Here is an 11,916-nt window from a genome sequence, read left to right on the forward strand (position 1 = left end):
TTATGTCCGGGCTTCTTAAAAAAACTGCTTTTCTAAGTCCGACAGGCTGCTAGAACCATGGAAAAAAGCTGTTATTAAAGAAGCAATCAAGGAAATCATGGTTCCAGAGAGTTCATCCAGTTCCACACGTCTATATTTTCGACCCGAATGGTAGTCTATCACATTTCCAGTGACGAATAATATTGCGCAATGGTTTGTCCGCGCAATCGTTCCTCGGGAATTCCGCCGCGCAATCTTAACCTTCAAAAGCGGCATGGCGTTCCGTAGCCTCGCGTTCTGGCCCTTGCCCATGGGAATCGCGGGAGCCGCATATTTTGGAGTGCGGCGGCAAGGTGGGGTGACGGGGGCCGCGACGCCGCTTTGGATTGGCGCGCAAAGAACCCTGCGATTATCCCGCTCCGTTGAACGGTGTAAATCCGCAGAACGACATTCGGGAGACTCAGTGGCCTCGCGCGCTCATTCCAGTGGACGGGGCAAATCCAAAGCGGTGTCGCCCGCCGCCCCTTTTTCCCCCTTCAGTTGCCACCGGACTCCAAAAAATGCGGCTCCCGCGCTTCCCTGGGGTACGGGCCAAAGCGTGACCTCCCCGAACAAACGAATTTCGCTCTTTGAACTCATGTACCTGCACGTGGGTTCCTGGAGGGGGTACGGAACCATCGAACCTGCTCACCTCGTATTATTCGTAACGCACCAACGCGCTTGATGCAGCCCTGGCTTGTCTGGGCCAGCCACCGGGCGGCTCCATGGTGCGGTTATTTTCGCGCGGGCCTGGGTGCCACCTTGATGGTGGCGGGCGTTCTGGTGATGGCGTTTAAGTAGGGCTTGGGCTGGCGTATCCGGCAGCTTTCAAGCACGCGAGCAAGCCATCCAAGGTGCCCCGCCCCGAGGGATGCTGGCTGACGTATCCGCCTTGCTGCAATACCGCGTGTTTCACCTCATCCACGGCGTTCTCCGGTGCCGCCAGCCAGCGGGCGCGGCCGATTTGGAGCATGGGCAAATCATTAAAATGGTCGCCAGCGACAAACACTTGTTCAGACGTTAGTCCTAAACGACGCGCCACCTCGGTCACCACTGAACCTTTGTTGAAATCCGTATGGCTTAAACGGGCGTATACATCATTGCGCACGATGGTCAACTTTGGGATGCGCTGGCAGTAATCCTCGACGTAGGCTACGATTTTATCCGCATCCGGGTTATTCTCCGCCACCAAACAGAACGGGGAATAGATATCCTCATAGACCGTCGCATCAAAATGCTGGTTTACCCAGGCGATAATTTGGGGTAGGTCTTCACGAATCCGGGAGAATACTTCGGCTTGTGAACGGGTGCAGGCGTCATTCCATTCGCTCAGGCTGGTGTAGCGTTTACCGTCGTGGACATAGATTTCCCGCTCCACGCAGCCCAAGTAGTCTGGCTTGATGGTCAAGTGCGAGCGGGCCATGATTTCCATCAGGCCGGTCAGGTCGCGTCCGGTGTTGATCATCCATTTGGCGCCTTGGGCCTGCAATTCGGCGATCTTCGCTTGGAGCGAGCGGGGCACGGGGGGGTAATCGAACCCGGAAAACAAGGTTCCGTCAAAGTCCGTTGACAGCAGCTTAATTGGTAATTCGTATTTCACAAACTTGCGCAAGGACAACAAACATGGCATATCAAGTTTGTCAAAAGTATTATGATGACAATTCAGGAACAATATGACGACGCCATGTTTGATTTCAGCATGGGGGAGTTTGATGCGAGCATTGCCAAACTGAAGGTGTTGCTGGCGCAAGACCCGGAATATTTCGACGCTCAACTCTCCTTGGGCATGGCCTACTGCCGCAAAGGCGATTATGCCACCGCCATCGCCGAAGGGCATAAAGCGGAAAAGATGCGGCCCCACGAACAGTTGGTGCATACGAACCTGTCCTTGTTCTATATGCGGGCGGGCGATAAAAAGACGGCGGAACATCACGGATTGCAAGCACGGATTTCCTCCTGGCGCGGGAATATGGCGCCGACAGGAACACAACCGGGGCAGGGGAATGATCCCGAACTCCAAATCGCACCGCCACCACCGCCACCCGCCACTGTGGTTCAGGGAGAAGTCAAATATCCCGAGATGCCATGGAAGAAAAACGCCAAAGTGGGCGGTGACCACCAAGGGGAAACGCCTGAGGCAAATGGGCCTGGGAAATGAAGAAAGTCTCAGGTTTGGACGTCGGACGCGAATTTTCCCATCGGTTTTTAGCTATCATTGCTGGCTTGACTGGCAAGGCCAAGTGCGGGACCTTAGAAAATACCTATGCAAGATACGATTGAACCAAATGCCTCACGGCGCGGTTTTTTAACAAAATCCACCCTTATGGTTGGCGGCGCAGTCGCCGTTCCCAATCTGTTATCGTCCCGGGCGTGGGCGGCGGGCTCAGATACGTTAAAGGTGGGGTTGGTGGGGTGCGGCGGACGCGGTTCCGGTGCCGCCAACCAGGCCTTAAGTGCCGATCCTAATCTCGTGCTCACAGCCATGGCGGATGCCTTCGATGAGCAAATTCAAAAAAGCCTGAAAAATTTGAAGGTCAAGCATGGCGAAAAGGTGCAGGTGGAAGCCGGGAAAAGCTTCACCGGCCTGGACGCATATCAGAAGTTGATTGATAGCGGCGTGGATGTGGTGTTGCTGGCGTCGCCGCCCGGATTTCGTCCGCAGCACATCAAAGCCGCGGTGGCGGCCGGCAAACATGTCTTTGCCGAAAAACCGATGGCCACCGATGGTCCAGGTGTGCGCTCCGTCATGGAAAGCACCAAATTGGCCAAGGAAAAAAATCAGGCGTTGGTGGCAGGTTTCTGCTGGCGGTATGATTTGCCGCGTCGGGAATTTTACAAACAAATCCTGGGCGGTGCCATTGGGGACGTGCGCGCGGTGTATGCGACGTACCTGACCAGTCCGGTGAAGCCCATGCCCGCACCGGAAACACGGCCCGCCGGAATGGGCGACGTGGAATGGCAATTGCGCAACTGGTATAACTTTTACTGGCTCTCCGGCGATGGCCTGGTCGAGCAGGCCTGCCATAGCGTGGATAAAATCAACTGGGTGATGGGGGATAAGCCACCTATCAAGGCGGTCGCTTCGGGTGGCCGCATGATCCCGAATAACGAGGGGAACATTTACGATCACATTGATGTGTTCTACGAATATGAGAACGGGGTGCGCGCGTTCATGGCACAACGTCAGATCAGCAATTGTTATAGTGAAAATTCCGATTACATTATGTGTGCCAACGGCTATGCCTCGATTAAAGGCGGGAAGCTTGCCATCAAAGGCAAGGACGTACCGGAGTTTAACTACGCTGGGCCGAAAATAGACATGTACCAGCAGGAGCACAACGAACTCTTTGCTTCGATCCGCGCCGGCAAGCCAATCAATGATGGGGAGTGGATGGCGCGCAGCACGTTGATGGCGCTCATGGGGCGCATGGCCGCTTATACGGGCAAGGAAGTTAAATGGGAGGAAGCTCTGAATTCCCAGGAAAAAATTGTGCCCGATAATCTGGATTGGAACATGAAGCTGCCCATCCAACCCATCTCAATGCCGGGCCGCACAAAGTTTATTTAGCCAGCACGATTCCGCTGGTCTTGATGACGGGACGCTCCGGGATTTTCCCGGGGCAAACAACCAGCGACTTTAAGTCGTGGCGTAGCGTTGAGATTTGTTGAAAGCCTTTGACTCCGGCGACCAATAGCGCGGTGGTCAGGGCATCGGCTTCGGTGGCGGAGGCAAGCACAATGGCGCAGTACACGGCTTGCTGGCTGGGTTCGCCGGTGCGTGGATCAATGATATGCCCATACGTCTGTCCGCCAGATTCAAAGGATTTCCCCCATACCGCCGAAACGGAGAGTGAGGTATTTTTCAGCGGCACCACTGCCAGTCGCCGGGCGGGTTCATTTGTTTTTCCAGATGGCAAGTCGAGCGCGATGCTCCACGCTTCAGCATCTGGTGGCTGCCCGACACCATAAACGGAACTCGTGCCGCCGTGAATCAGCGCGCTTTGCACGCCAGCCTCCTCCAGCAGTTGCACAGCGCGTTCAATCGCGTAGCCTTTGCCGATGGCTCCCAAATCCAGCATCATGCCCTCGCGCTGAAACCGGACAGTGTAATTCGCCGCGTCAAGTTCCACCTTGTCCATGCCCACTTTGCTTCGGGCGTCGGCCAACGCTTGTTTGTCCGGCAAACTCCCGGTGCCGCGCATGAACCCCCAGCAGCGGAGCAGGGGAGCCACGGTGATGTCGAACGCCCCGTCGGTCTCCTCATAAATCCGCTGCGCCTGGCGCAGCAGGTTGAATACCGGTGGGCTGACGCGCACCGGTTCACGGAAGGCGCGGGCGTTGACGGTGGATAGCTCGGTGCCCGGCAGGTAAATGCTCAACGTGGATTCCAACCGCCGGATTTCCTCCAGCGCCTCGTCTCCGGCGGCGCGCAGCGCGGCGGTGTTGGTGCCCGGCAACACCAGCTCGAAGCGTGTCGCCATCGCCTCTCCCGCCAGCGTTACCGCTGGAAAATTTAAATGCGGATGCATGGAGAATGGGTTTCAATAAAAAAGTTCCGCCAGCCGTGGGCCAGCGGAACTTTGTGAAAAACAACCAGTGCAACCGGTTTAGGACAAACCGTCTTTCCAGCCGTAGGTGATGGCTTGGATTTCCTTGCCGGCACCATCGGTGATCTTGCGGGTCTTCTCATCGAAATGACACATCATGCCCAAACGATCAGACATTTCACCGAGGGACACCACCGTTTGCACGCGCACGGCCAAGTCCACGCTGCAATTGCCCTTTTCCGTGCCTCGGATCGCGCCGAACCAGTTCTTATGGTGCGCCGGGATGCTTTCTGCCGGGAATGGCCCGAACGATTCCGGATCAATTTCTTCCGTGAACGGTTTCTCGGGCTTCAAGTCCACCTTGTTACCGCCCAGATAGAGCGAACCTTTTTGGCCGCGGATCATTTCCTGCGTGCCCTGTTCGTTCACTGAACTGCTGGTGATATGCATCACCATGCCGCTCGGAAATTCCGCAATCAATTGGATGATTTCCGGTACGTCGCGCATCGGGGTACCCGGGGTCTTCTTGTCAGTTTCGACCTTGCGGGTGCCGATGGCGGAGACGCGGGTCGGAAACTCCGGATTGCCCGTCGCCAGCATGTACGGATGCAGCTTGTGCGGGAACAGGTCGCCCAGCAACCCGGCGCAATAGCGGTAATACTTGCGCCAACGGAAATAATCATCCACATCGAATTCGGCTTTGCGGGTTTTGATCTGGTCGCCCACCCATAGGTTCCAATTGACATCGTCTTTGGTGGCCCATGGCAGAATGGAGTAATTCCACTCACCTTTGGGGGTATTGCGCATGTATGAACCCTGGCTCATGACCACCGGGCCGATCTTGCCGGCCTTGATGACTTCGGCGGCTTTGTGCCACTTCAGATCCGAGGTGCCTTGCGAACCGACCTGGAGGATTTTGCCCGTGCTTTTGACGGTGTCGTAAATCTCAAACGCTTCGCCGAGGTAGCGGCACATCGGTTTTTCCACATACACATGTTTGCCGGCGCGCAAGGCGTCCAGTGATACACGGGCGTGCCAGTGGTCCACGGTGGCGCAAACAATGGCGTCAATGCTCTTGTCTTCCAAAAGCTTGTGATAATCTTCGTAATCTTTGCAGTCGCCGCCGACCGTTTCCTTGGCCTGAGCGCGACGGAACTTGGAGACGTCGCACACCCCGGCGATTGCCAGGTTGTTCTCTCCGGAGGATTCCTTCATGGGCTTCAGGTGGCTACCGAAACCCTGGTTGCCCAAGCCGATGAAACCCAACACGATTTTGCTGTTTGCCCCCAGCACATTGGCTGAGGGAGCCTGGCCAAACACGGATGGCTTGACCAAACCGGTGGCGGCTACCGCGACTGTTGCGGTCGCGGTCTTTCGCAAGAAACTCCGGCGCGTTTCCGCCCCGGCCGACATATCATTTTGTTGCTTATGCATATTGCTTAGTTTTGACTATTGTTTTGGCCGTAAAATTCAATTTAAAAGCCGTCTGCCGATTAGCATGGAATAACCCCGGCTTAAGGTCAATCTGTTTTGCTTATGCGCCGAACACCTTTTTGGCATACGCCAGGCTGCGCTGGTGATTTTCCACCACTGAACGCGTGATTTTAGTGTCCTTTTCCAGTGCCAATTCCACCGTGAACCGCCGGGGTAATTGATGCGTGCGGGCATACTCGGCCACGGCTGGGTAATCCACTTCCCCGCTGTCCAGGTCTTCCCACCACACCTTGTCCCGGCTCTGTCGGAGGTGCCAAGTGACCACCCGCTCGCCGTATTCCTTCAAAACTTCCGCCGGCGCCAGTCCACCTTTCCAGACCCAATGTACATCATAGCAAAAACCCACGACGTTTGCCGGGCTGTTCCGAAAATTATAATGAAACTCGCGCGCCTGATTGGCCATCTCCGGCATGTGATGGTGTACGCCCAGCTTCAGCCCCAGTTCGTTCAAACCCTTGCCAAAGTCAATCAATGCCGTCAACTGGGTCTTTAGTTCTTCGTCAGTCTTCTCCCGTTTGATGGGCTGTGGATTGCAACTGATGACCTCAAAGCCGGCTTGACGGCATACTTTCGCGGCCGCCAATAAGCGGGTGACCGTCGCATTCGCCTGCGCGGGATCGTGAAACACTCCGCCGGTGTACAGGCTGACTGGCCGCATCCCTTTGGCGCGCAGCTTGTCTGCAAATGCGGCGTTATTCTCCGGTTTCCCTGCGTCGAGGTTGTTCTCCAGATAATCGTAACCGGAATCCGCCAGTGCGGAAATAACCTCGTCCAAATTGAATGGTTTATTCTCCCGCTTGTAATACTGGGTCCAGCCAAACACATTTGAGCCGAATACCGTTTTGCCGGACTTGGCTTCCGCCGCGTGGGCCGATCTGCCCATGGATGCCACCGCACCCCATGCCAGCGCGACGCCGGTTCGTTGGATGAAATTGCGACGGGTCAGGCTCAACCCCGTTTCGCTATGAGAATGTTGTGTTTGCACGGCCCTAATAAATCGCGGGCCGCGCCGTTTGCCAAGGAAAATCACCGGCAGCCAGACCGGACTTCGTGGTTGATCACCGAAAGCGCGTAGATGGCGGCGGTGGCCACTCGCAGTACCAGCGGGCCAAACGTCACCGGATGCGCTCCGGAAGCCAGGATGCTTCGCAGTTCGCCGGGTGAAAAATCCCCTTCCGGCCCGATCCAGATCGCCACCGTGGATGGCGGATGCCCGGATTGGGTGCGGAAACGCTGGAAGCATTCTTTGAAGTCCACCGTGTCGGCCTGCAAAGCGCCTGCGATACACAAATCAAACGGTTCTTGCTTGGCGAGATAGTCCGGCATGGATTGCGGCAGCTCCACTTTAGGCAGCCACGGTTGGCCGCATTGCTTGATAGCTTCCACCGCCACATGCCGCCATTTGACCTGCTTGTCCTGTGCTTCTTGAGCATTCAGATGAATGACAGTGCGCTCGGTGAGCATCGGCACCAAACGCGCCACGCCAAGTTCCGTGGCTTGCTGAATGATGTCCTCGATGAGTTTGCCCTTGGGGATGGCCTGCAGCAACGTGATTTGGCAGGGTGGCTTTGGGGTCACGATCCGCTCTAGCACGTTGCAGGTAACGTGATTTTTTCCCGTTTCCTGCACTTCGCACCGGCAGACGGTACCCGCGCCATCCAACACTGCAATCAATTCTCCGCGGCTGACCCGCAACACCCGCAACGCATGATGCGCTTCGCGGTCTTCCAGTAGCAACGAAGTTCCCTGACACTGCGCGGGATTCAAGTGAAACCGGTGCATGGTTTAGCGGAAAAAGCTTTTTGCCCGTTCAAAAAAACTCCGGCGGAGGGGGTTCACATTTTCATCACAGAGCGCCGCAAACTCTTGGAGTTTTTGGCGCTGGGCCGCATTCAGTTGGGTAGGCACTTCCACAATGACGCGCACATGCAAGTCCCCGATGGAATCTTGATGCACATTGCGCATGCCGCGGCTTTTCAGACGGAAGATCGTGCCGCCTTGGGTGCCGACCGGGATTTTGATCTGCGCCTTGCCGGTCAGTGTGGGTACTTCAATTTCCGCCCCCAGCGCCGCCTGCACGAAGTTGACTGGCACCTCGCAAAGCAGGTCATCCCCCTCGCGATGGAAGACCTCGTGCTGTTTGACGTGGATGACGATGTGGAGATCGCCGCTTTTTCCGCTCCGCACTCCGGCCTCGCCGTTGCCGCGCGAACGCAGGCGCGTGCCGGTATCCACGCCAGCAGGAATGTTGATGGTGATGCGCGAGGTTTTCTCCCGGCGTCCATGCCCCTGGCAAACTTTGCACGGGCGATCCATGATATGGCCCGCGCCTTCGCAGCGCGGGCAGGTTTGGCGGATGCTGAAAATCCCGCGCGAGGCGATGACCTGGCCGTGACCGCCGCAAGTGTTACAGGTGCGCCGCTGCGACCCCGGTTCGCTGCCGTTGCCGCCGCACTTATCACACAAATCCATTTTGGTGAAATTGATCTCCTTCTCGCAGCCGCTGGCGGCTTCTTCCAGGGAGATTTCCAAGTCGTAACGCAAATCAGAACCTCGCTGTGTGCGATTTGGGTCCTCACCACCACCACCGCCAAACATCTCCTCAAAAATGCTGGAATTGCCGCTAAACGCCTCGCGAAAGATGTCGAAGGGATCGTGGAAACCGCCACCGGCACCGGCGGCATTGGCGCGGGCGCGCGGATCGAAAGCGGCGTGGCCATGCTGGTCGTAAGCCGCCCGCTTCTGGGGATCGCTGAGCGCCTCGTAGGCTTCCCCCAACTCCTTGAATTTTTCTTCAGAGGTCTTATCGCCGGGGTTTTTATCCGGATGGTATTTGACGGCCATCTTGCGATAGGCTTTTTTGATTTCCTCGTCGGAAGCGGTGTGATCGACACCGAGGACTTCGTAATAATCTCGTTTGGCCATGAGAGCTGCCGGTTAAGCGTGTTGCGTCGAGGGAGTGCGGGCCACGATCACCGTCGCGGGGCGCAATAGACGATCTTTCAGTTTATAGCCTTTGCGCAGTTGTTGCACCACGTGGCCGTCTGGCACCGATTCCGTTTCCTGCTGGCTTACCGCCTCGTGCAGATTGGGATCAAAGGCCTTGCCGCTGGCGTCAATTTCCTCCAGCCCGGCGTCGTTCAGCGCGGCTTTGAACTGCTGCAAAATCATGAGGACACCTGATTGCAGTGATTGAACGGCGGCATCGTGCGAGTTCTGGGTGGCGGTTACCGCCATGTCAAAGTTATCCAGGACCGGGATCAATTTTTGCAGGATGCTTTCATTGGCAAATTTGATGGCCTCCTGTTTCTCACGCGCCGCCCGCTTCTTGTAATTATCCAAGTCGGCGGCGATCCGTACCAAGCGGTCCCAGTGGTCATCCGCCTTGGCGGCCTTCGATTGCAATTCGGCAATCTGTGCCGCCGTCAGCGTCATCCCGGCGTCTGCCTGCCCGCCGCTGGCGGTTCCCGTTGAATTGGCGTCCGTCGCCTCGTCCACTTGGGCTTTATCCACTTTGCTTTCAGCGTTTTTTTCCATGTGTGCTTCCGATTTCATCAAGTTCAAGTTCAAGGTTACTACCGAATAACGGCCATATAGTATAGGGAGTCTGCCAATGGGGCAAATATTATACGGCTCATTGGAATAATATTCGGGCTGCCGAAAGGTCGGGACAACCAGAATCACCTTTCTGGCAAAAGAACAACGCTGCTGGGCGTAAAACATACGTCCCAGCAGCGCTGGTGAAAAACTTGCGTCGTTAAAGGGCGCCCGATTTGGGCTTAATAGCGACGGCGAGAATCGCCGCCACGATCACCACCGCGTCCACCGCCGCCGCCACCACCACCACCACCGCGAGGTCCGCGATCACCGCCACCACCACCGCCGCCGAAGGAACGACCACCACCACCACCGGGAGGACGTTCTTCACGGGGACGTGCCACGTTGACAGTTAGCTTACGACCTTTGAAGTCGTAACCGTTCAATGCTTCAATCGCCTTTTGGGCGTCTTCGTCAGTGGCCATGGTTACAAAGGCAAAGCCACGAGGCCGGCCGCTGAACTTGTCCACCATCATGTTTGCCTCGCTTACAGCACCGTGCTGGGCGAAGAGATCCTGAAGATCTATTTCAGTCGCGTCGAAACTTAAGTTTCCAACGAATAACTTGTTGCTCATACTTTCTTTTTGTTACCAGATCGTTCGACATTTCCAGGTCGTCGCGACCACTCGGTCTTGTGCCGTCACTGAAACCTCATCAATGATGACTGAGCGAACCATACAAACGCCGTCACGTCTGGCTGACGGCATATTTAGACTTCACCCAAAAGCATTGCAAGCAGGAAAATGCAATATCCATAGAACACAATGCGAACCTCCTGAAGGGTGGAAAGATCCCGGCCAGGGTCTCGCACACTTGAATCCGGTGCGGGCCAGGCTTTTGACGGTGGAAGACCGGTTATTGAGTTATCCTTGGAGCAGCTTTGCCTGGCCCCCCTGTCCATTCTACCCATCAGTCTCATCCCATCCTCTGCAATCTGAGATTTGAAATTTTCAATGCCTCATGTCCCAATTTTTTTGCCAAAAATATTTCTGCCATGTCCGCCCCCATTTTACTCCCTGTAATGTTTCTTCATGATCCCAGCATTTTCCGCTTCCATCTTAAATCCTTTTATCCTACCTTTTCCCGCAAGTTCCTGTTGTTTTAACGTTTGCGGATGAAAACACATGTTCCTATCAGAGTCATGAGTGGCTTCTGTTCCCGGAAGCTGGGCCATGCCGCCTATTTTCACCAGTTCTGCATTTCGGGCGGCATGCTCGCCTCATCGGCGCGCTGCATGCGAGCAGGTTTGAAGAAATCTCAGTGTCCTTTCAATTAAATGCCCCCTCCAACCACTAACTCAGGCATCAAGGATAACCGCCAGCGCGGTCTCGTCGCGGATTTTCTAAAAGCCAGAATTCAATCAGGATCGCGGCTGTCGGTCGTCTCCGCCTATTTCACGATCTACGCTTACGATGCTCTGCGCGCACACCTCGACCAGATTGAGCAACTGAATTTCCTGTTCGGCGAGCCCCGCTTCATCGCCTCGCTTGATCCGGACAAAACCGACAAAAAGTCATTCAAAATCGAGGACGAAGGACTGCACCTCGCCAACCGCCTTGCCCAGAAGCGCGTTGCCCGTGAATGCGCCGAATGGATTCGCCAAAAAGTAAATATTCGGTCCATCCGGCAGGCGCAATTGCTCCACGGCAAGATGTATCACATCGCTAACGCCGGCGTAGAAGAAGCCATTCTTGGCAGTTCCAATTTTACCGTGCGTGGCCTCGGGCTCGGTGCGGGTAGCAATAACATCGAACTCAATCTGGAGGTGAATGACAATCGCGACCGGCGCGACTTGAAAGTCTGGTTCGATGAGCTTTGGAATGACACGGCACTAGTGGAGGATGTCAAAGCGGAAGTCCTTCAATACCTTTCCCAGCTTTACCAGAACCACGCGCCCGAGTTCATTTACTACAAAACCCTCTACCACATTTTTGAAAACTTCCTTGCCGATCAGGAAAAAGGCGGTTTGCTCGACCACAATATCAGAATTGTTGACACGGACATTTGGAAAGCTCTCTACGAATTCCAGCGCGATGGCGTCAAAGGCGCGATTAACAAAATTCTGAAGCACAACGGCTGTATCCTGGCTGACAGTGTCGGCTTGGGCAAAACGTTCGAGGCGTTGGCCGTCATTAAGTATTTTGAACTCAAAAACGACAAGGTGCTGGTCCTCTGCCCGAATAAACTCAAAGCCAACTGGACCAAGTATCAGGCCCACATCAACAGCCAGCTCAACCCCTTCCTGGCCGACCGGTTTGGC

11 protein-coding genes and 1 pseudogene are annotated in these 11,916 nt (G+C 55.6%); 3 read left to right on the plus strand and 9 right to left on the minus strand.

Going from position 1 to position 11,916, the window contains the following annotated elements; genetic code table 11:
* Window positions 1–811 precede the first annotated feature (811 nt).
* Window positions 812–1,648, minus strand: a complete 837-nt coding sequence (locus WCO56_25910) for an HAD-IIB family hydrolase (protein ID MEI7733034.1) — start codon at window positions 1,646–1,648, stop codon at window positions 812–814.
* Window positions 1,649–1,669: 21 nt separating this feature from the next.
* On the opposite strand from WCO56_25910, the gene WCO56_25915 reads away from it, so the two are divergent.
* The gene (locus WCO56_25915) at window positions 1,670–2,176 is read left to right on the plus strand and encodes a hypothetical protein (GenBank protein ID MEI7733035.1); all 507 of its coding nucleotides are present in this window, start codon (window positions 1,670–1,672) and stop codon (window positions 2,174–2,176) included.
* Between the two features lie 105 nt (window positions 2,177–2,281).
* Window positions 2,282–3,586 carry a Gfo/Idh/MocA family oxidoreductase gene (locus tag WCO56_25920; GenBank protein MEI7733036.1) on the plus strand — a complete coding sequence of 435 codons (1,305 nt, stop codon included), beginning with the start codon at window positions 2,282–2,284 and terminating at the stop codon, window positions 3,584–3,586.
* Here WCO56_25920 and WCO56_25925 read toward each other — a convergent pair.
* From WCO56_25925 to WCO56_25960, 8 genes and pseudogenes are all read right to left on the minus strand, one after another.
* Entirely contained in the window at window positions 3,579–4,547 is a 969-nt protein-coding gene (locus WCO56_25925; protein ID MEI7733037.1) for an FAD:protein FMN transferase, read from the minus strand. The genes WCO56_25920 and WCO56_25925 overlap by 8 nt on opposite strands.
* Before the next feature lie 78 nt (window positions 4,548–4,625).
* The gene (locus tag WCO56_25930) at window positions 4,626–5,999 is read right to left on the minus strand and encodes a Gfo/Idh/MocA family oxidoreductase (GenBank protein ID MEI7733038.1); all 1,374 of its coding nucleotides are present in this window, start codon (window positions 5,997–5,999) and stop codon (window positions 4,626–4,628) included.
* Window positions 6,000–6,099: 100 nt separating this feature from the next.
* Window positions 6,100–7,044 carry a sugar phosphate isomerase/epimerase gene (locus tag WCO56_25935; GenBank protein ID MEI7733039.1) on the minus strand — a complete coding sequence of 315 codons (945 nt, stop codon included), beginning with the start codon at window positions 7,042–7,044 and terminating at the stop codon, window positions 6,100–6,102.
* Window positions 7,045–7,085: 41 nt separating this feature from the next.
* Window positions 7,086–7,841, minus strand: a complete 756-nt coding sequence (locus WCO56_25940; GenBank protein MEI7733040.1) for an RsmE family RNA methyltransferase — start codon at window positions 7,839–7,841, stop codon at window positions 7,086–7,088.
* A gap of 3 nt (window positions 7,842–7,844) precedes the next feature.
* A complete protein-coding gene (gene dnaJ / locus WCO56_25945; GenBank protein MEI7733041.1) occupies window positions 7,845–8,984 on the minus strand; it encodes a molecular chaperone DnaJ in 1,140 nt (379 codons plus the stop codon).
* Between the two features lie 12 nt (window positions 8,985–8,996).
* Window positions 8,997–9,596, minus strand: coding sequence for a nucleotide exchange factor GrpE (grpE, locus tag WCO56_25950; GenBank protein ID MEI7733042.1), 600 nt, complete (start codon window positions 9,594–9,596; stop codon window positions 8,997–8,999).
* Between the two features lie 220 nt (window positions 9,597–9,816).
* Complete coding sequence (locus tag WCO56_25955) at window positions 9,817–9,987, minus strand: hypothetical protein (GenBank protein MEI7733043.1); 171 nt, start codon at window positions 9,985–9,987, stop codon at window positions 9,817–9,819.
* Between the two features lie 34 nt (window positions 9,988–10,021).
* Window positions 10,022–10,231, minus strand: a pseudogene (locus WCO56_25960) (RNA-binding protein).
* Window positions 10,232–10,932: 701 nt separating this feature from the next.
* On the opposite strand from WCO56_25960, the gene WCO56_25965 reads away from it, so the two are divergent.
* Window positions 10,933–11,916: phospholipase D-like domain-containing protein (locus WCO56_25965; protein ID MEI7733044.1), on the plus strand; the 984-nt coding region annotated here is incomplete at its 3' end.

The organism is Verrucomicrobiota bacterium, from assembly GCA_037139415.1.
GTDB lineage: Bacteria > Verrucomicrobiota > Verrucomicrobiia > Limisphaerales > Fontisphaeraceae > JBAXGN01.